24 protein-coding genes are annotated in these 20,853 nt (G+C 39.9%); 8 read left to right on the top strand and 16 right to left on the bottom strand.

Translation table 11 applies throughout. From position 1 onward, the window contains the following. Positions 1–43: 43 nt before the first annotated feature. From ftsW to glsA, 3 genes are all read right to left on the bottom strand, one after another. A complete protein-coding gene (gene ftsW, locus NSQ17_RS07370; protein ID WP_008345051.1) occupies positions 44–1,255 on the bottom strand; it encodes a putative lipid II flippase FtsW in 1,212 nt (403 codons plus the stop codon). A 210-nt stretch (positions 1,256–1,465) separates the two neighbouring features. Beyond that, positions 1,466–1,747 (bottom strand): YlaN family protein, encoded by a 282-nt coding sequence (locus tag NSQ17_RS07365; protein WP_003212509.1) that lies wholly within the window; start codon positions 1,745–1,747, stop codon positions 1,466–1,468. A 122-nt stretch (positions 1,748–1,869) separates the two neighbouring features. Continuing rightward, complete coding sequence (glsA, locus tag NSQ17_RS07360; protein ID WP_019743436.1) at positions 1,870–2,799, bottom strand: glutaminase A; 930 nt, start codon at positions 2,797–2,799, stop codon at positions 1,870–1,872. A gap of 120 nt (positions 2,800–2,919) precedes the next feature. Between glsA and NSQ17_RS07355 the strand changes: the two genes are divergently transcribed. After that, a complete protein-coding gene (locus NSQ17_RS07355) occupies positions 2,920–3,402 on the top strand; it encodes a hypothetical protein (RefSeq protein ID WP_008345056.1) in 483 nt (160 codons plus the stop codon). Positions 3,403–3,417: 15 nt separating this feature from the next. On the opposite strand, the gene NSQ17_RS07350 is transcribed toward NSQ17_RS07355, so the two are convergent. Further along, complete coding sequence (locus NSQ17_RS07350) at positions 3,418–4,740, bottom strand: PhoH family protein (protein ID WP_342468089.1); 1,323 nt, start codon at positions 4,738–4,740, stop codon at positions 3,418–3,420. A gap of 140 nt (positions 4,741–4,880) precedes the next feature. Here NSQ17_RS07350 and NSQ17_RS07345 point away from each other — a divergent pair, with 140 nt between their 5' ends. Together NSQ17_RS07345 and NSQ17_RS07340 are read left to right on the top strand one after the other, a co-directional pair. Next, positions 4,881–5,498, top strand: coding sequence for a YhcN/YlaJ family sporulation lipoprotein (locus tag NSQ17_RS07345; protein ID WP_039168625.1), 618 nt, complete (start codon positions 4,881–4,883; stop codon positions 5,496–5,498). Positions 5,499–5,808: 310 nt separating this feature from the next. Beyond that, positions 5,809–6,039, top strand: a complete 231-nt coding sequence (locus tag NSQ17_RS07340) for a YlaI family protein (RefSeq protein ID WP_096881360.1) — start codon at positions 5,809–5,811, stop codon at positions 6,037–6,039. Between the two features lie 29 nt (positions 6,040–6,068). On the opposite strand, the gene NSQ17_RS07335 is transcribed toward NSQ17_RS07340, so the two are convergent. Both NSQ17_RS07335 and typA read right to left on the bottom strand, forming a co-directional pair. Next, positions 6,069–6,392: a YlaH-like family protein gene (locus tag NSQ17_RS07335; RefSeq protein ID WP_007499841.1), complete on the bottom strand. Its 324-nt coding sequence runs from the start codon at positions 6,390–6,392 to the stop codon at positions 6,069–6,071. A 54-nt stretch (positions 6,393–6,446) separates the two neighbouring features. After that, positions 6,447–8,285 (bottom strand): translational GTPase TypA, encoded by a 1,839-nt coding sequence (gene typA / locus NSQ17_RS07330; RefSeq protein WP_342467988.1) that lies wholly within the window; start codon positions 8,283–8,285, stop codon positions 6,447–6,449. A 113-nt stretch (positions 8,286–8,398) separates the two neighbouring features. Here typA and NSQ17_RS07325 point away from each other — a divergent pair, with 113 nt between their 5' ends. Then, positions 8,399–8,578: a DUF5325 family protein gene (locus NSQ17_RS07325; protein WP_003211596.1), complete on the top strand. Its 180-nt coding sequence runs from the start codon at positions 8,399–8,401 to the stop codon at positions 8,576–8,578. 273 nt (positions 8,579–8,851) lie between these two features. Next, entirely contained in the window at positions 8,852–9,487 is a 636-nt protein-coding gene (locus tag NSQ17_RS07320) for a hypothetical protein (protein ID WP_019743865.1), read from the top strand. Between the two features lie 44 nt (positions 9,488–9,531). Here the strand turns inward: NSQ17_RS07320 and NSQ17_RS07315 are convergent, their stop codons facing one another. The 6 genes from NSQ17_RS07315 to NSQ17_RS07290 all read right to left on the bottom strand — a co-directional run bounded on the left by NSQ17_RS07315 (position 9,532) and on the right by NSQ17_RS07290 (position 13,758). Beyond that, complete coding sequence (locus tag NSQ17_RS07315) at positions 9,532–9,825, bottom strand: zf-HC2 domain-containing protein (protein WP_212360480.1); 294 nt, start codon at positions 9,823–9,825, stop codon at positions 9,532–9,534. Then, positions 9,822–10,340: a sigma-70 family RNA polymerase sigma factor gene (locus NSQ17_RS07310; RefSeq protein ID WP_268363057.1), complete on the bottom strand. Its 519-nt coding sequence runs from the start codon at positions 10,338–10,340 to the stop codon at positions 9,822–9,824. The genes NSQ17_RS07315 and NSQ17_RS07310 overlap by 4 nt, the downstream gene beginning before the upstream one ends. Then, the gene (locus tag NSQ17_RS07305; protein WP_047946851.1) at positions 10,340–10,603 is read right to left on the bottom strand and encodes a hypothetical protein; all 264 of its coding nucleotides are present in this window, start codon (positions 10,601–10,603) and stop codon (positions 10,340–10,342) included. The genes NSQ17_RS07310 and NSQ17_RS07305 overlap by 1 nt, the downstream gene beginning before the upstream one ends. Then, entirely contained in the window at positions 10,593–12,446 is a 1,854-nt protein-coding gene (locus NSQ17_RS07300; RefSeq protein WP_268362894.1) for a hypothetical protein, read from the bottom strand. Before NSQ17_RS07300 ends, NSQ17_RS07305 begins: the two co-directional genes overlap by 11 nt. Positions 12,447–12,629: 183 nt before the next feature. After that, positions 12,630–13,436, bottom strand: a complete 807-nt coding sequence (locus NSQ17_RS07295) for an inositol monophosphatase family protein (protein ID WP_100324953.1) — start codon at positions 13,434–13,436, stop codon at positions 12,630–12,632. 133 nt (positions 13,437–13,569) lie between these two features. Then, the gene (locus tag NSQ17_RS07290; RefSeq protein ID WP_008345085.1) at positions 13,570–13,758 is read right to left on the bottom strand and encodes a hypothetical protein; all 189 of its coding nucleotides are present in this window, start codon (positions 13,756–13,758) and stop codon (positions 13,570–13,572) included. Positions 13,759–14,045: 287 nt separating this feature from the next. Here NSQ17_RS07290 and NSQ17_RS07285 point away from each other — a divergent pair, with 287 nt between their 5' ends. Then, positions 14,046–14,681, top strand: a complete 636-nt coding sequence (locus tag NSQ17_RS07285; RefSeq protein ID WP_024720286.1) for a DUF1054 domain-containing protein — start codon at positions 14,046–14,048, stop codon at positions 14,679–14,681. A 226-nt stretch (positions 14,682–14,907) separates the two neighbouring features. On the opposite strand, the gene NSQ17_RS07280 is transcribed toward NSQ17_RS07285, so the two are convergent. Then, on the bottom strand, positions 14,908–15,177 hold the full coding sequence (locus NSQ17_RS07280) for a UPF0223 family protein (RefSeq protein ID WP_056704806.1): 270 nt from the start codon (positions 15,175–15,177) through the stop codon (positions 14,908–14,910). Between the two features lie 190 nt (positions 15,178–15,367). Between NSQ17_RS07280 and NSQ17_RS07275 the strand changes: the two genes are divergently transcribed. Continuing rightward, on the top strand, positions 15,368–16,840 hold the full coding sequence (locus NSQ17_RS07275) for an aminotransferase class I/II-fold pyridoxal phosphate-dependent enzyme (RefSeq protein WP_342467987.1): 1,473 nt from the start codon (positions 15,368–15,370) through the stop codon (positions 16,838–16,840). A 43-nt stretch (positions 16,841–16,883) separates the two neighbouring features. On the opposite strand, the gene NSQ17_RS07270 is transcribed toward NSQ17_RS07275, so the two are convergent. Next, positions 16,884–17,003, bottom strand: a complete 120-nt coding sequence (locus NSQ17_RS07270; RefSeq protein WP_003212464.1) for a GapA-binding peptide SR1P — start codon at positions 17,001–17,003, stop codon at positions 16,884–16,886. 316 nt (positions 17,004–17,319) lie between these two features. On the opposite strand from NSQ17_RS07270, the gene NSQ17_RS07265 reads away from it, so the two are divergent. Then, positions 17,320–17,700, top strand: a complete 381-nt coding sequence (locus tag NSQ17_RS07265) for a hypothetical protein (protein ID WP_223255627.1) — start codon at positions 17,320–17,322, stop codon at positions 17,698–17,700. 325 nt (positions 17,701–18,025) lie between these two features. Here the strand turns inward: NSQ17_RS07265 and lpdA are convergent, their stop codons facing one another. Together lpdA and NSQ17_RS07255 are read right to left on the bottom strand one after the other, a co-directional pair. Continuing rightward, the gene (gene lpdA, locus NSQ17_RS07260) at positions 18,026–19,438 is read right to left on the bottom strand and encodes a dihydrolipoyl dehydrogenase (RefSeq protein ID WP_003211097.1); all 1,413 of its coding nucleotides are present in this window, start codon (positions 19,436–19,438) and stop codon (positions 18,026–18,028) included. 4 nt (positions 19,439–19,442) lie between these two features. Then, entirely contained in the window at positions 19,443–20,786 is a 1,344-nt protein-coding gene (locus tag NSQ17_RS07255) for a dihydrolipoamide acetyltransferase family protein (RefSeq protein WP_327878361.1), read from the bottom strand. Between the last annotated feature and the right edge of the window lie 67 nt (positions 20,787–20,853).

Below are 20,853 nucleotides of genomic sequence, written 5' to 3'. Positions count from 1 at the left end.
CTCTATAATAAAGGAAGAAATGAAAACTGTACACTTTTGTTTTCTAAAGATTCAAAGTTTTCTGCAATCCATTTTTTTGAATCGATGGTTTGCTGATTGATTTTTTCTTTTTATAACGCTCTTTATATTCAGTAAACATGCTGATATTCAGCAATATTCCCATACATCCACTCAGTAAAATGATAGAGGATCCCCCGTAGCTGATAAACGGAAGTGTGACCCCAGTGATCGGAATGAGACCTGAAACACCGCCCAAATTAATACACGTTTGGATGGCAATCATTGAAGAAATTCCTATTGCAAGCAAACTTCCAAACGGATCTTCACACTTTCTCGCAATGTAAAAACCTTTCACGACAATAAAGCCAAGGAGAGCAAGGACAAAAAATACACCGAAAAAACCAAGCTCTTCCGAGATAATTGCCATGATAAAATCTGTATGCGGTTCTGGAAGGTATCCATACTTTTGTACACTCTCTCCAAGACCAAGCCCAAAAAAGCCTCCTGATCCAATCGCATAATATGAATTAATCAATTGATGCCCAGAAGCGCCTGCGTCTTTAAATGGATCTTGGAAACTCTCAAAACGTCCAAGACGATTCTGCGTGAAAATTTTATCCCAAAAAAGAATAATAAACGGTGTCACAACAACCATCACCGCACTAAATAAAGCGAGCAGCTTGGCCAGCGTTTTACCGCTAAACCCTGAGCATAAAATCATCGCAAGGGCAATCATACCAATGATAAAAGCTGTCCCATAGTCTGGCTGCAAAATAATAAATCCGCATAGGATGGAGACAACCACAATTGGAGGTGTAACCCCTCTTAAAATATGGTCAATATAATGCTGCTTCTTTGCATAGACAGCAGCAAGATAAATGATGACAACGATCTTAACGAATTCTGCTGGCTGAAGACTAAAAGGCCCAAATTTGATCCAGCTTCTAGCATTCCCTGCAATGTGACCGCCAAAGTACACATAAATGAGAGAAAACACAGATAGCAAAAGCATCACAATTTGGAATCTTTTATTTAAGAGCAGCTGATACGGAATGAGGGCTGTAAAAATCAAGATGACCGCCCCAACAATCATAAATAAAAGCTGTTTCTTGAAAAAATTATCTGGCGCAGCATCATATCTGATCACAGATGTAATCATACTTGAGCTATACACCATCACCAAGCCGAATGCGCTAATTAATATAATGGCGAACAATAATGAGTAGTCATACGATTTTAGCATTCTCTTTAACATATAATCCTCTTCCTAACGTCTATTTCTACTGCTTGATATTCTCTTCTCTTAGCTGTTCTTATTCTACTACATTTTCTCCGTTTGATCCCGTTTTACCTCTTTATATTGTTCGTCTTTCATGAGACAATCAAGTCCGTTTGGCATCAATCAAAATAAAAAGGCGGACAAAAAAACTCAAACTTATGTTGTGGAAGTTTGAGTTTTCAATCATTATTTTTTTGTGAACGCATCATGAAGTGCGGATAGTTCTCTCTCAAGTTTATCGAGTAGTTTTTTGCCTTCATGTTGATCAACTAATCCAAGCCGGACAGCGAAATCAATTTCTCGCGATAATCCGAACATTTGAGTATCTAAAACCTCTTCATAAAGAGGACATTGCGGCATCGTTAAGTTGTCCATTTGCACTTGGATCAATTTTAAAATTTTATCTGCATCCAATTTTAATAAAGCCAGTGCTTTTTGCCGATGATCGACTAAAATTTCTGACGCCAAAAGTATCCCTCCGTTCCCCAGGCGAGTACCTAATTCTTCTATTTATCATAAAGCGAAACGCCCAAAATTGCAAGCAGATTTGTACAGTTCGCTCTGTAAAAATAAAAAGAAGCCATTCGTCATTAAAAGATACTCATCTCATATTTTTCACTCATGAGCTCAAGCAGCTTAATACCCGCAATACTATTCCCTTTTTCATCCAAAGCAGGCCCAAATATACCTATCCCAAAGTCGTATGGCGCCGCCCCCATAATTCCGCCTGAAACACCACTTTTAGCAGGGATTCCGATATTGATCGCAAATTCCCCGCTCGCATTGTACATACCGCATGTGACCATAAACGTTTTACAAATTCTAGCAACATCTTTCGAAAGGATTTGCTTTCCTGTCTCTGGATGCCTGCCATCTAATGAAAAAACACACGCGATCTTCGCCAAATCCAGGCTATTCATCATGACGGCGCACTGCTTCGTATAGACATCCATCACCTCTTCTACATTCCCTTTAATGATATGATATTGCTTCATATAATAGCACATTGCGCGGTTAATCATTGATGTTTCAAATTCGGATGCAGCGGTTTCTTTGCAATATGTAATGGTGGTGTCATTGGCAAGCTCTCTAATAAAACCAAGCAGCCGGTTCAGCTGATCTTGCGGCGTTGCCCCTCTTATTAAACTTGTAACGGCAAGTGCTCCTGCATTAATCATTGGATTAAGCGGCTTATTGGGGCTTGCAGTCTCTAGTTTAATCATCGAATTAAACGGGTCGCCAGTCGGTTCTTGTCCAACATATTGAAACACTTTTTTCGGTCCTTCTTCTGAGAGCACGAGCGCCAGGGCTAATACTTTTGAAATACTTTGCAGGGTGAATCGTTTATCAACATCTCCCGCTGAGTGGCACGTATTACTCACATGATAAACAGCGACAGATAAATCCGATTGATCCGCTTTACCGAGTGCCGGAATATAGGATGCTACCTTTCCATTTTTGGCCACCTTTTTTGCCTCTTCTACAAATCGCTGAAGCTCTTCATTGTCACGACATGCCATGCCCAAAATCCTCCCTATTTTTCGTCTAATCGTAGTGTGTACAAGGAGGTGCATGTTTATGAAAGTGACAAAGCGGGCGAAAACTTCTATAATTTATGTTGGAAAGGGGTTGTCTTGAACATGAGCATTATTCAAATCAAGGGGAACGTACAATACAAGATCACCATTGATCCGAGTGTATGGATTTTTGATGACCGTAAATTTTTAATGGATTCATTTTTTGAGAAAAGTGCAGCAAACGAAGAGCAGCAGCTAGATCAGGAACTCGATCAAGAGCGGGTCATAAGAGAAGGTCAAACACTTCCACCCACATTAAAAACAGAGAAAAAGTACGAAAAAGAAAGACTTGTCACAGGCAGCTTCGGGATGAAACTTGGCGACATGATAAAAAATGCAGAACCGCTCGAACAAGCGGAGACGTGTGAATTTGTCACAGAAACAGAAACAATTGCTGTTCCGCTCTCTAAGGCGATGGATAGCATTGCCCATTTCAGCCAAAATGGAAAGCCTATAACAGAAGAAGGACCAATCCACGTTTATTTCGAGGATCAGTCCAACATCACTCAGCCGATTAAAGGCGTCAAAGAGTTAATCATTACATAAGATGACGGGTCTGGACTATAATAAATCAGCTGCAAGCTGTGCAAGTCCAGACCTTTCTCCTTTGACAAGCTTGACATGTCCAGATATTTGCTGCCCTTTGAAACGCTCAATGACATATGTGAGCCCATTATTTAAGCTGTCTAAATAAGGGTGATCAATCTGCTCTGGGTCTCCCATGAGCACAATTTTACTTCCCTCACCAACCCGCGTTAATAATGTTTTCACTTCGTGTTTTGTTAAATTTTGCGCCTCATCGATAATGATAAATTGATCAGGGATACTTCTCCCGCGAATATACGTTAAAGCTTCCACTTGAATTGAACCGATGCCCGCAAGTATCGCATCGAGTTCACCAGGTTTTTTTGTGTTAAATAAAAATTCTAGGTTGTCATAGATCGGCTGCATCCACGGTCTGAGCTTCTCTTCTTTTTCGCCTGGCAAATACCCTAAGTCCTTACCGACAGGAACAATGGAGCGGGCCACGATGAGCTTTTTAAACATGCCGAGGTCCTCTGTCTGCATTAATCCAGCAGCAAGCGCAAGCAGTGTCTTTCCTGTTCCCGCTTTTCCGATAAGTGTCACAAGCGGAATATCGCGGCGTAAAAGTAACTCAAGCGCCATCGTTTGCTGGACATTTTTTGGGCGAATTCCCCAAATATGTTCTTGGTCATAAATAAGCCGTTTCACATGCTCTGCTTTTTGATCAAGCATCCCCAAAGCAGAACCACCCTCATTTCCCTTCATAATGATAAATTGATGAGGATTTAACGGCGCCTGGGTGACGTCTTTTATCGGTAACTGATTTTGCTTATAAAATGTATTCAGCTGCTCAGTCGGAATATAGAGCTCGTGATAGCCGTTATCAATGTCTTCATTTTGTAGCACTCGATCGCTTAAGAAATCCTCTGCTTGCAGACCAATGGCATCCGCCTTTACTCGCACTAGGACATCTTTGCTGACCAAAATAACAGGCCGGCCATCCGGTTTTGTTTCTTCCTCTAGGCTCAAATTCTTCGCAACAGCCAAAATTCGGTTATCGTTTGTTTTTTCGATGAAAATTTCTTGAAGTTCATGGAAAGAGCGATGATTCAGCTCAATACGCAACGTTCCTTTTGACTCCAGCCTAATTTTTTCATGCAGTTTCCCTTTCGATCTCAACCCGTCGATTAAACGTGAGACACGTCGTGCATTTTGCCCAACCTCGTCCATATATCTCTTCTTCGAGTCTACTTCTTCTAACACTACGGCCGGAATCACGACCTCGTTGTCTTCAAATGAAAAGATTGAATTCGGATCCTGTAATAACACATTTGTGTCTAATACATAAATTTTACTCAGGTCCTTCGCCTCCTGATCGGGGTTTCATTCATCCTTGTCTTTCCAAAAACGATTGTTAAAATATATGTTTTCATGAATAAAGTTAGAAGGTTAATTCAACAATAAAATAAATCATGCAGTTTGTGAAGGAGGGAATACACATGCGACTATTTTTGACGTTATTCATGGTTCAAACCATTCTTTTATTAGGCGCTTGCCAGCACCAAGAGAAGCCTTTGGCACAAGAACATCAAGACGGAAACAAGCATTTAGTAAGAGTATCAGACTCATCCAAGAAAAACACTGACAAAGCCCGCCCATCAACAGATGTGGCAAAGCACCTAGTGAATGTGACTGAGCATGTAGCAGATGTAAATGACGCAACAGCGATCGTCATCGGCAAGTATGCTGTCGTCGGCATTGATGTAAAAGATGATTTAGATAGAAGCAAAGTTGAAACCATTAAATATTCAGTCGCCAAAGCTCTAAAAAATGACCCAGAAGGTGCGAATGCTGTTGTCGTCGCTGATCCAGATACAGTGAGCCGTTTAAAGGAAATGGGCAAAGAAATACAAGCTGGCAGGCCAGTAAGCGGAATTATGGACGAACTAGCAGCTATTGTGGGCCGTGTTATGCCAGAAATGCCTCGAAATGAAATCGACCGTAACGAAATAGATCCGACAAATGATCCGAACCATCAGCTCAAACAACAAGATCAAAAGCAATTAGAAAAAAACCAAAATGATCAATCAAACCATCATATGAATCAGAAGAAATAATGAGAACGGCTTATATCTATTGTGATATAAGCATCAGATTGTTGACAAAGGGCTAAAATGAACTTTATTTTGGCTCTTTGTCTTCTTTTCAGCGTGATAGAAAACACCTTTGCAGTCTAGGAAGGACGAGTATCGGCGCGGAGCGAATTTGACATTCGTGAGCACCGAAGCGCAGGACTGATACCGAATGTGAGGGTTTGTCTACACGCTGCGGCTTATATCTCTTGTGATATAAGCCTTTTTTATGCTGATTTTAAGTGGCTCAAAAAACATGCTATAATGAAGGCATGACCAAAGTGAGGTGAAAATGATGAGAGTGAAGTGCTCATTATGTGAAAAGCTTGAAACCATTAATGATGATACACTTGTTGCTAAACGGTTAAGAAATCGACCGATTCATACATATATGTGCGATGACTGCCAACAAAGAATTAAAGTAAAGACAGAGGCACGCATCAAAACTGGCAGATTCTCTCTTTATCAAGATCCTGCGACGAAAGAGAAAAAGAAGAAAAAAGGAAAAAAAGAACAGAAGACATAAAAAAGACCTGACACAAGTTCAGGTCTTTTTTACGTACTTACTGTTCCTTCTTTTTTCGCACGATGCAGCCGTATTTTATAAATAATCAAAATGACAGCTGCCACAACCAGGCCTTCTGCGACTGGCAAGAAGATACCTAGAAATGTGAGAAACGTGCAACCAAAAATCAAAAACAAATAAATGACAAGTGCTTTTAAAATCGGTAAACGTCTAGCAAAGCCGAGTTTAAAAACAATAATCGCTAAAACAAGGATGGTGCCATATAAGAGCCACATCCCTGTTTGCGGATTTTCATCGACACGAAACAGCATCGCGAAAAAGGATAGATTCTCACTTACTTCCTGATCATTCAAAAAGATTCCCTCCCCTTATCTTTCAGGGTTCTATCTTTTTAATTCTTCATGGAATTAAGATAATCCTGCTAGCTTTTTCTTCTTCGCTGCTTTCTCACGTTCGTTTTTATCTAAAATTTTCTTTCTTAAACGGATAGATTCCGGTGTAACCTCACAGTATTCGTCTTCATTTAAGTACTCAAGAGATTCCTCAAGTGACATAATACGTGGTTTTTTCATACTAACTGTTTGATCTTTTGTCGCTGAACGTACGTTTGTTTGTTGTTTCATACGGCTCACGTTGACAACAAGATCGTTTTCACGGTTATGCTCACCAACAATCATTCCTTGGTATACTTCAACACCCGGCTCAACGAAAATCACACCGCGCTCTTCAACGCCCTGGATTCCGTAAGCAGTTGCTTTACCTGTTTCCATTGAAACAAGTACACCTTGACGGCGTCCGCCAACTTGACCAGACTGCATCGGCTGGTAGCTGTCAAACGTATGGTTCAAAATACCAAAACCACGAGTTAATGAAAGAAATTCAGTTGTATATCCGATTAAACCACGTGATGGCACTGTAAAGATCAGGCGAACTTGACCATTACCATTATTGATCATGTCAATCATTTCACCTTTTCTTGCGCCCATTGATTCCATGATAGAGCCAGTGTGCTCTTCTGGTACATCAATTTGAACGCGCTCAACAGGCTCACATCGAACACCGTCAACTTCTTTTACAATAACTTCTGGCTTCGATACTTGCAGTTCAAATCCTTCACGTCTCATATTCTCAATCAGAATGGATAAGTGAAGCTCACCGCGTCCTGATACGACCCAAGCATCAGGTGAATCCGTTGGATCTACACGAAGACTTACGTCTGTTTGAAGCTGCTGTTCTAAACGCTCTTCAATTTTACGTGATGTCACGTACTTTCCTTCACGGCCTGCAAATGGGCTGTTATTCACAACAAATGTCATTTGAAGTGTCGGCTCATCAATACGCAGGATCGGCAAAGCCTCTTGGTGTTCTACCGGGCAGACTGTTTCACCTACGTTGATGTCTTCCATACCAGATACTGCGACAAGATCTCCAGCTTTCGCTTCATTGATTTCCACTCGTTTTAACCCTTGGAAACCAAAAATCTTCGTCACGCGGAATTGTTTTACACTGCCATCCACTTTCATTAGAGCAACTTGCTGTCCTACTTGCATCGTTCCTTTAAATACACGGCCAATTCCAATTCTTCCAACATAATCATTGTAATCAAGTAGCGCCACTTGGAATTGAAGCGGCTCTTCATGGTTGTCGACTGGGCATGGGATATGGTTGACAATCGCTTCAAACAACGATTCCATGTTTTCATCTTGCTTACTAGCATCGTTACTTGCTGTACCATTGATTGCTGATGCATATACAACTGGGAATTCAAGTTGTTCTTCTGTTGCATCCAATTCAATGAACAAGTCAATGACTTCATCGACTACTTCAGCTGGACGAGCAAAGTCACGGTCAATTTTATTGACAACAACAATTGGTGTTAAGTTTTGCTCAAGTGCTTTTTTTAGCACGAATCGTGTTTGAGGCATACAACCTTCATATGCATCCACAACGAGAAGTACACCATCTACCATTTTCATGATACGCTCAACTTCACCACCGAAATCGGCGTGTCCTGGTGTATCTAAAATATTAATGCGTGTATCTTTATAATGGATCGCAGTATTTTTAGCTAAGATCGTAATACCGCGCTCTCGCTCTAAATCATTTGAATCCATGGCTCTCTCAGCGATATTTTCATTCGCACGGAAAGTACCAGCTTGATGGAGCAATTGGTCAACAAGCGTCGTTTTACCATGGTCAACGTGGGCAATAATTGCGATGTTGCGAAGGTCTTTTCGAAGTTTCACATTTTCATCTCCTAAAATAATTAGATAACTTTCATATTATATCACAATCCCCTTTAAATGCCGATCGTTTTTCTGTAAACTTATATTAACTCTAAAAAAAGGGATGGAGACAAATGAAACAAATCAAATGGCTTCTATTATTATGTGCATTACTTGCGGTTGTCAGTATGGCGTTTATTGGGGTAACTCTTGCAGAAAAAAACGTGCTGGGTATTTGTCTAAGTATTGTGTTCGCCATGATTTTCATGGGTACAGGATTTACATTAAAACGAAAATTAAACGTACAATCATAAAATTTATGAAAAGCCTTTTACATTTTACATGTAGAAGGCTTTTATTTTGGGTAAAAACAAGACCAACCACCTATGTAACACTAATGATTCAACTAAAAATTTCATATAGTGTTGGCAAATCTAAGCAATCTGAACTCCTCCATTTTTCGACAAGAACTTTTATAGTTCTCCAAAATCAAACACAAAGTTACATTTTTCCTATTCTTCCACAAAGTTTCTCATGGTATGCTGTTCTTGCAACAAAATTTAACAGAAAAGGGAGAGAAAAGAAGCATGAAGAAGTTTTTGAGCAAATCGCTCAGCTCTGTTGTATTTTTCGCTTTAGCTATCATTTTTACTTTCACAACAGTAGCTCCTGGGCAAGCAAGCGCTGCAACTTTCAAAGGGATTCCTTTTGAGCAGCAACAAATTATTAAAGATTTATTGGAGAAAAACGAGCGTGTTATCAGCATTCTCATCAATTCATTTGTTGAGGAAGACAACAGCTACACATTTGATGTGAAAAAAGCTGTTGAGCTCGGTTTGACTGAAGAAGAAGCGGCGACTGCTGAGAAATTCTTAGATCGCGCAGCTGTTCTTACAATCGTTTTCAGTGAAAGCATCACTAAAAACGAAAAAGGGAAATTGGTTTTTGATGCAGAAAAAGCTGTTGAACTTGGTCTTACTAAAGAAGAAGCAACTAAATTCGAAAAGCTTTTCAAATCAGTGATCAGAATTGCTGATCTTGCTGGTGATGCACTTGTTCTAGACAAAAAAGGAAACGTTGTAATTGATTCTAAAATCGCTAAAGGTCTTGGATTCAGCTCTACTGAATTACTTGTTTTCAACCAATTGCTTAAGAAAATTCCTCAAGAGCAATTAAAAACATTCTATGATGCAGTTCAAATTGCTAAAGAAAAATTGAACTAAGCTCAAAAAACCCCCATCCGGTTCATCCAGATGGGGGTTCTTTCTTATATCCAATAAATCAAGAGCATGATGAGATAGACGATACTAAATACGATACTTGCCCGTAATAACAGTTTTCCATAGTAGCGCTTTTCAAACTTTCTTTTTTCTTCTTTTTCATCTATGAACGGTATGAATTCTGTTGACTTTGCAATAGACACTGGTTCTTTCATTTCTTCATATAGATGAAGGCATTTTTTGCATGAACGTAAGTGCTCATTCACTAATTGATTTGTTTCTTCACTCGTGTCCCCTTCTATATAAAGTGGTAATAGTTCTTCAATCAAATAACAGTTCATTTGTTGAACTCCTCACAATGTAGCTTTCGTTTCAGCTCTAATCTTGCTCGATGAAGGGTTGTCTTTACTTTAGATAAAGTCCAATTCAAAATTTCCGCTACTTCTTCATACGATAATTCCTGAATATCTCTTAAAATGAGGATTTCTCGGTAAGAATCCTTCAATTGATTGATATGGCTCCACAGCCTTTGAATATCAGCTTGAGTTTCTAAATGCTCTTCAGGTGTCATGAATATCTGCTGCTCTAAAAAGTCAGCTTTTTCTACATCCGTAAAAGTTCGTTTTACTTTTCGGCGATAGTCGTTGACAAATGTATGATAAGCAATGGTGTAAAGCCATGTTTTAATGCTTGAATGTCCTTTAAAAGAGGATAATCCATGCAGTGCCTTGATAAATACATCCTGCGCAAGATCCTTGGCTGTTTCGACATTTCCCGTTCTGCGATATAAATATTTGGTGATTTCCTGAAAATATTCTTCATATATTTTTTCAATTTGATTGGTCGGTCTAGACATCAAAAATAAAACCACACAGTCATCCAAATTGATAAAACGATAAAAAAGAAGTATAACGAAGAAATAAACCACTTCATGCGTTTTAATTCGAGATAATCGCTCTGATCCTCAGTGTGGACAGGAGCAAACTCGTTTCCCTTAACAGAATGCTGAAACTGCTTTTCATGCGTCTTCATCCAGTTAGAAGCCTCTTCTCCAAGCTCCCCTTCCTGATACAATTCATATAAGTCTTGAAAGATGGCTTGTTTTTCTTTATCTGTCAAAACGTTGCACCTCTTTTGTTCGTCCATTTACTTCATATATTTTCCGCTCATTCGATCCGAAGGTTTGAATGATCACAAACCACGAAATGCTCATTTTTCCCTCTTTGTCGATCATTCTCACCGGCTTGATTTGTTTTTTATAGATGGCATAAGGTTCATACTTTTTGAGAACTTGCTGATAGACTTCATCACGTTCTTGATTCGATACCGTATGCGGTAAAGAAGAGTCTGATTGCCAATTCAACTCAATTCCATCGGCATCTCTCGTCACATGAAGTAAATTTGATGATCCGTGAAAAGTATATTGTTTGTGTTCACGAGTTCCTGTTTCTATCTTCACGTCTTTTGACTGTTCCCCTATCATTTCAAACAAATCTTCGTCACTGATATTTCCTTTTTTCTGTTGAAGAATCGCTTTTGATAGCTGTATTTTCTGCAATTCTTTCGTTGAACCATTAAACAGAAATTCAGATTGATCGGCTGTCTTTACCGCCACTTCATGCTGCCATTCAAAATAAAAAGCATCAACGTCTGTGATCTGGTAAGCTGGGGGCTGTAAATTTAACTTTTTATAAATACGATTAATTTTCGTTTTCATTTCTTTGTTTGTTAAATTGATCCCGTCTACATCCTTCAATTGAAAGATGGCGTTCCCATATTGCGCTTGTCGAAGCGTCTCTTTTTTCCAGGTGGCAAACGCTAAGCTCTCATCTTTATTCTGAGACATTTTTGGCAACAGAAGAACGCTTGTCTCCCCGTCTTCTTTTTCAATCACTACACGGATGCGGTCTAGATCAACGGATCGGCCGCTTCTTTCAAAAAATTCAATGGTATTTTCCCTATATTCTTTATCGGTCAAATGCTGACCCTTTGCGCGACCATGATAAAAATAGCTGTTTAATTCACCTGTAAACGCAGAAACATTCACTTCATACTGATCGGCTGCAAACACGTAGTTATCAGAGATCGGCTGCTTAATAGTCGTTGAATATAATGAAATGTCCGCTGGTACAAACTTTGAAGCGAATGCTTTTGCACTTGCTTCAGATAAAGGGCGATATTCTTCTGAGAAAGTATCTGTCAGTTCCGTTTTAGTAAATTGAAACATGATATGTGGGAGATTTAGGATCGGGTTCAGCATCAGCATAAAAAAGACGACAATTCCCCAAGCACCCCACTGTCTCAACTTCACCTTGTTTTGTAGTAACGCACATAACAAATGTAATGTCATAAAGCTTCCTGCGGCCGCTACTAAAATCACAATGGATTTAAACGAAGATTGCAGCTCATACTTCGAGATAGAAGGATAAAAAATATACAGCAGCGCAGCGAAAATCAGGCCATAGAAAAACAGCAATTCTTTCCACTTCTGATGCCAAAACAAACGAAAGAATAGGTGAAGTACCAAAGCGGCAAAGCCAATCATAAGCACAATGGTCATCAAATTTCTCCATACCAGCTCCGTATCACCGCTGAGAAAGAACTTTTTGCTTTCAACTAACACAATAAATACCGTTTGACATAAAGGCAGAAGTAACACAGATAAATCAAATGCAAAAAACATGCCCCTATTTTTTAAATAAGGAAGAGAAATCACATAGAAAAGTGATGCAAGCAAGACATATCCATAGATGAGAAATTGCATGAAATCTGTCAGCACTTCAAATGTTTCGATCGTATACTGTCTAGCTATCACTTGGTGGATCATCTCAAGTGTCATACTCCCTAGCAGAACTACTCTTAATACGATTCCAGCATAAAATACATAACTACTCTTCTTTTCTTTCCATATGGGAAGTGTAATAAAAAGGACAAATAGTCCAAGCACACACCATTGAATCATGTGGATACTGTACTCATTTAAAATAAAAAACCTTTCAAAATGGAGGGATAAATCACTAAACAAATCAAACATCGCTACACAATCCTTTACTTCAAATTAAGGCCTCGTTCGTATAGACATTTGACTTGTCAAAAAGTTTCATCAAATACAAAAAATCACTTCATTCTCATGAAGTGATGTTGTTTATTTTTTATTTCCGCTTCCCTTTATGTAATCATGCAAGATTTTTTCACAGATGGATCGATTTCCAGCAACAATGCTATTTTTCTCTAGAAATGTCAAGCGTTCGCCGTGAATATTCGAGTAAACAGCGCCTACTTCATCAAGTAACACACATCCAGCCGCATAATCCCAAGGCGCTAACCTTAACGTGACATATGCGTCGCTTCTTCCGCTTGCAATATAAGCTAGTTCAAGTGCAGCTGACCCAATCGTTCGTGTTCCTCTCACATCGCGTACGAGACGGGCAAACGGCTTAGCGTCAAAATGGGGGCTTTCAATCGCCCATGTTGGGTTAATGCCGACAATGGCTTTTTCAATGGCAACATCTTTTAAAGGCGGGAGTAAGGTATCGTTCATATACGCCCCTTCTCCTTTGACTGCATGATAGAGCTCGTCATGGATGACGTCATAAATAAGGCCGATTTTCCCCACACCATGTTCAAATATCCCAATTGAAATGGCAAAATTTCGTTTTTGATGGATAAAGTTCATGGTGCCATCAATTGGATCAATGATCCATACTATCCCGTCTAGAGAGGTCACTTCTTCCCCTTGGCCCTCTTCTCCTAAAATATGATGATCTGAAAATGTCGACTGTATCTTTTCAATGAAGAAACGTTCTGTTTCTTTATCGATGTTTGTGACAAGATCATTTGGATTTGATTTCGTTTCAATTGATAGACCTTCCTGCATGGATGCTTTAATGCGGCTACCCGCTTCTTTTACCCAAAGCTTTGCAAGTCGGTCAATTTCCACCCAGTTTGTCATCGGACTGTAAACCTCTTTTCTATGTAGTACCTATTTGTATTAGCATACTGATATTATGTACGTAAAAGCAAGAAAAAAGCAGCTTCATACAAAAACGAACCGATGAATTGGTTCGTTTTTACCTCACCTTGTTTTACCCTTGAAGCTGCTCCCATTCTTTTCTTAGGCGCTCAAGCTTTCGTTTGCTGCGTTCTACCTGGATATCATCTTTTTGCTCGATGGCTTCATGAAGCGTAGAAAGCTCATAATCAACCTCTAATCTCCACACAGCGATGCGATTCTTCTTCTCTTGTCTATACCCATGCTTCACGATTTGCTTCACTGGTCAACGCCCCTTCCAGAGAATGATTCATTCCTTGTCAGTTTTCATTGATAAAAAATACAATCGATAAGAGAAATGGTTCTTGCTTATATCGTATGAAGCGATCGCATAACCGCAACGACATTCTGAAAATTGTGTTTTTACCTATTTGTTATGTACCACAAAATCGAAGTTTTTAAACGCCGAACCAAGATCCCTGCTATCTTTCTCTTTAAAGTGCATCTTTTTTTGAGCTTGACCCAAGCTATGATAAAATATGATCAGCGAAAAGATACAGGAGGCATAACATGAGTGAAATGCGTTTTAGAGATGAAGATTTTGAAACATTCACAGTAGACGGTTTAGATGAACGTATGACCGTATTAAAAGAGAGAGTCCGTCCAAAGCTTGAAGCACTTGGTGAACATTTTGCACCGCTTCTTTCTTCTATTACAGGTGACGAAATGTTTGTCCACGTGGCAAAACATGCAAGAAGATCAGTCAACCCGCCAAATGACACTTGGGTGGCTTTCGCTAACAGTAAGCGTGGGTATAAAAAGCTCCCTCATTTTCAAATTGGGCTTTGGAAAACTCATGTATTTGTATGGTTTGCGCTCATTTATGAATCTCCAGTGAAAGGTGAATATGGGCAACTATTCGAAAAAGAGCTGAACACGATCCAAAAGAAAATACCGCAAAACTTTGTTTGGTCTAAGGATCATATGAAACCGGACGTCCTCCGCCACAGCGAACTTGATGCTGAACAGCTGAGAACACTATTTGAACGTGTTCAAACAGTCAAAAAGGCCGAACTCCTTTGCGGCATCCAGCTTCCTAGAGAAGAAGTTGTTCAAATGAATAATGAAGAATTCTTATCGAAAATTGAAGATGCCTTCCGCACAGTAACTTATCTATACCGCTTTACACAAAAAGAATCTGTATAAAAAAACGAGCCTATGTTGGCTCGTTTCAGATTGTTGACAAAGGGCTAAAATGAACTTTATTTTAGCCCTTTGTCTTCTTTTCAGCGTGATAGAAAACCTTTGCAGTCTAGGAAGGATGAGCACTGGAGCGGAGCGAATTTGTCATTCGTGAGCACCAGCGCGCAGGACTGACAACGAATGCGAGGGTTTGTCTACACGCTGAAACGAGCCTATATTGGCTCGTTTTTTACATCCGTATCATAGCTGCTTCTTCAGCCTCTCTTGCACTTTTTACTGTGCGATAAGGGGAATACCCACTTCCCTTTTCAAACGCCGCACAATGCGTCTTTTCTTCTGCTTTTGATGGTACAACTTCTTTAAATCGTTTATAAGCCTCTAGTAATGCTTGTTTCGCAATTCCTGTTTCATAGGCTTTTTCAACGGCTTGAAAAAATGAAATGACCGCCATCTTTTCTTCAGTTGTCCAGTCGACGTCCATTGGATATTGATATTCCATTTACTTGTCCCTCACTTTAATCCACATTTCTTATTTGAACTTTTATTATAGCATCTGTTTGATCAGAATCCGATTGATTTTATGCTTTACATTCCGATCAGTTCATAATATAATTCTTTTGTTTTATGCAATGAAATCTGCTGTTATTGGGATAATAATAGCAGGTATTTCGATGAAGGTGGGAAAGCAATTGTCACAACATGATACACCCTTATACACTGGACTAAAAAAACACGCTTCAACCAATCCAGTCCAATTTCACATTCCAGGCCATAAAAAAGGAGCCGGAATGGATCCTGAATTTAGAGCATTCATTGGAGACAATGCATTAAGCATTGACCTTATTAATATAGAACCTCTTGATGATTTACATTCGCCTCGAGGAATGATCAAAGAAGCACAGGAGCTTGCAGCAGAAGCATTTGGTGCCGACCATACGTTTTTCTCTATACAAGGAACAAGCGGTGCGATCATGACAATGGTGATGACCGTCTGTGGCCCTGGAGACAAAATTATTGTTCCTCGTAATGTCCATAAGTCGATTATGTCTGCTATTGTATTTTCTGGTGCAGTACCTGTTTTTATTCACCCGGAAATTGACAAAGAGCTTGGCATCTCTCATGGCATCACGCCAGAGTCAGCTAAAAGAGCGCTGACTAAACATCCAGATGCGAAAGGGCTGCTTGTAATTAACCCAACGTATTTTGGCATTTCAGCTGATTTAAAAACCATTGTAGAGATTGCTCATTCATATGACGTACCTGTTCTTGTAGATGAGGCACATGGTGTGCATATTCATTTTCACGATGAGCTTCCATTGTCTGCGATGCAGGCGGGAGCTGATATGGCAGCAACAAGTGTGCATAAACTTGGCGGCTCTCTCACCCAAAGCTCGATTTTAAATATAAAAGAAGGGCTTGTTTCAAAGGATCGAGTACAATCTATTTTAAGCATGCTGACAACTACGTCTACTTCTTATTTGCTCTTAGCCTCCCTGGATGTCGCTAGAAAGCGATTAGCGACTGAAGGAAAGGCACTTGCAGATGAAGCCATTCAATTAGCTGAATCAGCAAGAACTCGTTTAAACGAAATTGAAGGTATTACTTGTATTGGTCAAGAAATTCTCGGTTCACCTTCTACTTACGATTATGACCCAACAAAATTAATCATCTCCATTAAAGACCTTGGACTCAATGGCCATGATGTGGAGAAATGGCTAAGAGAAAGCTACCGAATTGAAGTAGAGCTCTCTGACCTATACAACATTTTATGTATCGTAACGCCTGGCGATTGTGATGAGACGATCGATACGCTTGTAACGGCTATGAAGGAAATTGCGGCCACCTCTGCACGTCAAGGCGGCAAACAAGCCGTGACAGAAGTGTTACTGCCTGAGATCCCTTCGCTTGCGATGACGCCGCGTGACGCTTTTTACGCAACAACGGAAGTCATTCCATTTAAAGAAGCGGCTGGCCGGATCATTGCAGAATTTGTCATGGTTTATCCGCCTGGTATTCCTATTTTTATACCAGGAGAAATCATCACAGAAGAAAATATCTCCTATATCTTTAAAAATATCGAAATCGGTCTTCCTGTTCAAGGACCTGAAGATTCCACACTAGATATGATTCGTGTCATTAAAGAACAAAAAGCCATTTTATAAAAAAGAAACATGCAGCCCCAATTGGAGCTGCATGCTTTTTTATTTATTCAGAGGCTTCATCACAGCAATGACAGTGACCACATGTTCCATAAAGTGTTGTCACTTTTTCATTTTCAAATTGATCAATGGTTTCATTGCAATCTTGACAAATAATTGTACCCACGTACATTCCCCTTTTCTTTACTCAAAGTTTGAAAGCGTTTAATCTATTTCATATCTCTATAATATGATGTCACATTTAAGTTGTCAACGGTTAATTGTATGACACATTTAATCATTTTTTATAAAAATATGCTTTTTTCTCATCATCTTGAGGAAACGTTTCAAATGTATTTTGCTTCATATCAATTCTGTAACAATTGAGTAACAATCGAAAATTGTCAAAAAGGACGTGATACACTAGAGTGACTAACAGGGAACTGGCTCCTAAAAATGTTGGTACAACCCCAAAGGATTTTGAGGTGAATAGATTGAATTTTATGAGGACCCTTCTCATTATATTCCCTATGCTCTTTGTACTTAGTTCATGCTCATTTGCGTATATCATACCGAATCAGACAGACCAGGTCAGTCATATTCAAAAGCCAAGAATTCTCTTTTTTACTGATGCAGAAAATCTTGATAAAGAAAGTCCTTATTATGACGCAGTGCTCGATTTAAAAAATGAATATCCAAAGGAAATGTCCAAGATGATTGTCAAAGAAGATCGTAAAGGCTGGAAAAATGAAGTAGACGAACTGCCGGCTATTTTACTTGTCAATAATGAAAAGGTCATTGTGAAGGTGGAAGGTAATGTCCGAAGTAAAGAGGATATCTTATCACCCATATGCCAAGCATTAGATCGAGTGAATACAAATTAACGATTCGACTTTGCACTTATATATCCATATGAAAAAAGCCCTCAGCTCATGAGGGTTTTTCGTTTTCAGCGAGTTTCACATACATAAAAAAACCCTCTCCATGTGGAGAGGGCTTCAGCGTGTAGACAAACCCTCGCATTCTTTGTCAGTCCTGCGTGCTGGTGCTCACGAATGTCAAATTCGCTCCGCGCCAGTACTCGTCCTTCCTAGACTTCAAAGGTTTTCTATCACGCTGAAAAGAAGACAAAGGGCTAAAATCAAGTTCATTTTAGCCCTTTGTCAACAATCTGAAACCCTCTCCGTGTGGAGAGGGTTTCAACGTTCATTATTTTACGATATGGATTGGGCTTCCGATTGCTACTTCAGCCGTTTCCATTGTAATTTCACCTAAAGTTGGGTGAGCGTGAATTGTCATTGCGATATCTTCAGCTGTCACACCAGCTTCAATTGCAAGGCTAAGCTCTGAAATCATATCAGAAGCACCAACACCTGCGATTTGTGCACCGATAACTAGACCATCCTCTTTACGAGTGATCATTTTCATGAAGCCATCAGTTGCATCAAGAGAAAGTGCACGTCCGTTCGCTGCGAATGGGAATTTCGCTGCAACGATGTCGATTCCTTCTTCTTTTGCTTCTGCTTCAGTATATCCAACAGTTGCAAGTTCTGGCTCAGAGAATACAACAGCAGGAATACCAAGGTAATCAATTTCAGCTGGCTCTCCAGCGATTGCTTCAGCAGCAATTTTACCTTCGTAAGAAGCTTTGTGTGCAAGTGGTGGTCCATCAACGATGTCACCAATTGCATAGATGTTTGAAACGCTTGTACGGCATTGTTTGTCAGTTTTGACAACTCCGCGGTCTGTCAATTCAACACCAACTTGCTCAAGACCAAGCTCATCTGTGTTTGGACGACGACCAACAGTCACAAGTACGTAGTCAGCATCGACAGTTTTTTCTTCACCTTTTACTTCGAAAGTAACAGTGACACCGTCAGATTTTTCTTCAACGCCTTTTGCAAGAGCGTTTGTGTGAATTTCAACGTTTCCTTTTTTCTTCAGGTTACGTTTCACTAATGAGCTCATTTGCTTTTCAAAACCTGGAAGGATTTCGTCTCCACCTTCAAGGATGACAACTTCTGTTCCAAAGTTCGCATAAGCAGTACCAAGCTCAGTACCGATGTATCCACCACCGATGACAACTAACTTTTTAGGTACTTCTTTAAGCGCTAAAGCACCAGTTGAGTTAATCACGCGGTCTGTGTATTTAAATGTAGGCAATTCGATTGGACGAGATCCAGTTGCAAGAATTGCATTTTTAAATGTATAAGTCTGCGCTGAATTTTCATCCATGACACGTACAGAGTTGCTGTCTACGAAATAAGCTTCACCTTTGACGATGTCTACTTTATTTCCTTTTAGAAGACCTTGAACTCCACCTGTTAATTTGTTGACAACAGAAGCTTTCCACTCTTGAACTTTTGTGAAATCAACTGTTACGTTTTCAGCTTTGATACCCATGTCTTCAGAATGCTTTGCATTCTCGAAACGATGTCCAGCATTGATCAATGCTTTTGAAGGGATACAGCCGACGTTTAGACATACGCCGCCAAGTGTTCCTTTTTCAACGATTGTTACTTTTTGTCCTAGCTGTGCAGCACGAATAGCAGCTACATATCCACCAGGACCTGCACCGATGACAAGAGTATCTGTTTCGATTGGGAAATCTCCTACTACCATGAATTTACGCCTCCATTAAAATTAATTGTGGATCATTCAATAAACGCTTGATGTGGTTAAGGGCATTTTGCGCAGTAGCTCCATCAATCATACGGTGGTCAAAGCTTAGGGAAAGAGCTAAGACTGGAGCTGCAACGATTTCGCCATCACGAACAACCGCTTTTTCAGCGATACGGCCAATACCAAGGATCGCTACTTCTGGGTGGTTGATGACTGGAGTAAACCATTGTCCACCAGCAGAACCGATGTTTGTGATTGTGCAAGATGCACCCTTCATTTCAGCTGGAGCCAATTTACCATCACGTGCTTTTGTTGCAAGCTCGTTGATTTCGTTAGATACTTCGAAAATCGCTTTGCGATCTGCATTTTTCACAACTGGAACAAGCAAGCCTTTTTCAGTATCAGCTGCAATTCCGATGTTGTAGTAATGCTTTTGAACAACTTCATCTGTTTTATCATCGATAGAAGTGTTAAGTACTGGGTACTTTTTCAAAGCAGAAGTTAGAGCTTTTACAACGTAAGGCAAGTAAGTTAACTTGATTCCTTGATCAGCTGCAACTTGTTTGAATTGTTTACGATGTGCAACAAGGTTTGTTACATCAACTTCATCCATTAATGTTACGTGAGGAGCTGTGTGCTTAGAGTTCACCATTGCTTTCGCGATCGCTTTGCGGATTCCGCTCATTTTCTCGCGAGTTTCTGGGAATTCTCCTTCTAGAACTGGAGCTGCTGCCGCTTTTGGAGCCGCTTCTTCTTTCGCACTTTCAGCTGCTTGAGGTGCTGCTGCTTGAGTTGCTGCAGAACCGCCATTAAGGAAGCTGTCGATATCTTCTTTTAGCACGCGGCCATTTTTACCAGTACCTGCAACTTTGTAAATTTCAACGCCTTTTTCACGCGCATATTTACGTACAGATGGCATAGCAATAACGCGTTTGTTAGGATCAGCATCTACTTGCTCTTGTGCGCCAGCACCAGTTGCTGCTGCCGCTTCTTCTTGAGCAACTTCTTTCTTTTCAGGCTCGTTACCAGCTTCAGCAGTACCTTGTACTTGAGCTTCAGTTTTCGCTTCGCCTTCTTCTTCGCTGCCTTTAAATTGAAGATTTTCGTAACCAGGTGCATCAAACGTAATGATTGTTTGTCCTACAGTTGCAACTGTTCCCTCTTCAACTTTTAATTCTAATACTTTTCCTTTAACAGGTGAAGGAATTTCTACAACTGCTTTATCATTTTGTACCTCTGCTAAAACGTCATCTTCATTGATTTCGTCGTTTGGTTTTACAAACCACTTAACGATCTCACCTTCGTGGATACCTTCTCCGATGTCCGGAAGTTTAAATTCAAATGCCACTGTTTTTCGCCTCCTAGATTATGTTAAACCCTTGTTCTGTCAACATTACACGGTCATGTAATTGATA

Origin of the sequence: Bacillus sp. FSL W8-0629 (assembly GCF_038593225.1) — a bacterium.
Lineage (GTDB): Bacteria > Bacillota > Bacilli > Bacillales > Bacillaceae > Bacillus > Bacillus altitudinis.
Note: the sequence above shows the minus strand (reverse complement) of the source record. Positions and strands in the feature narration are given on the sequence as shown.

Excerpts from the sequence above, each read along its gene's own strand:
- ftsW (WP_008345051.1), bottom strand. The coding sequence starts at position 1,255 with ATGTTAAAGAGAATGCTAAAATCGTATGACTACTCATTATTGTTCGCC.
- NSQ17_RS07310 (WP_268363057.1), bottom strand. The coding sequence starts at position 10,340 with ATGTCTAGACCGACCAATCAAATTGAAAAAATATATGAAGAATATTTT.
- NSQ17_RS07340 (WP_096881360.1), top strand. The coding sequence starts at position 5,809 with ATGAGAGTGAAGTGCTCATTATGTGAAAAGCTTGAAACCATTAATGAT.
- NSQ17_RS07315 (WP_212360480.1), bottom strand. The coding sequence starts at position 9,825 with ATGAACTGTTATTTGATTGAAGAACTATTACCACTTTATATAGAAGGG.
- NSQ17_RS07300 (WP_268362894.1), bottom strand. The coding sequence starts at position 12,446 with ATGATTCAATGGTGTGTGCTTGGACTATTTGTCCTTTTTATTACACTT.
- NSQ17_RS07325 (WP_003211596.1), top strand. The coding sequence starts at position 8,399 with ATGAAACAAATCAAATGGCTTCTATTATTATGTGCATTACTTGCGGTT.
- NSQ17_RS07345 (WP_039168625.1), top strand. The coding sequence starts at position 4,881 with ATGCGACTATTTTTGACGTTATTCATGGTTCAAACCATTCTTTTATTA.
- NSQ17_RS07265 (WP_223255627.1), top strand. The coding sequence starts at position 17,320 with ATGAGGACCCTTCTCATTATATTCCCTATGCTCTTTGTACTTAGTTCA.
- NSQ17_RS07295 (WP_100324953.1), bottom strand. The coding sequence starts at position 13,436 with ATGACAAACTGGGTGGAAATTGACCGACTTGCAAAGCTTTGGGTAAAA.
- glsA (WP_019743436.1), bottom strand. The coding sequence starts at position 2,799 with ATGGCATGTCGTGACAATGAAGAGCTTCAGCGATTTGTAGAAGAGGCA.
- NSQ17_RS07355 (WP_008345056.1), top strand. The coding sequence starts at position 2,920 with ATGAGCATTATTCAAATCAAGGGGAACGTACAATACAAGATCACCATT.
- NSQ17_RS07280 (WP_056704806.1), bottom strand. The coding sequence starts at position 15,177 with ATGGAATATCAATATCCAATGGACGTCGACTGGACAACTGAAGAAAAG.
- NSQ17_RS07285 (WP_024720286.1), top strand. The coding sequence starts at position 14,046 with ATGAGTGAAATGCGTTTTAGAGATGAAGATTTTGAAACATTCACAGTA.
- lpdA (WP_003211097.1), bottom strand. The coding sequence starts at position 19,438 with ATGGTAGTAGGAGATTTCCCAATCGAAACAGATACTCTTGTCATCGGT.
- NSQ17_RS07320 (WP_019743865.1), top strand. The coding sequence starts at position 8,852 with ATGAAGAAGTTTTTGAGCAAATCGCTCAGCTCTGTTGTATTTTTCGCT.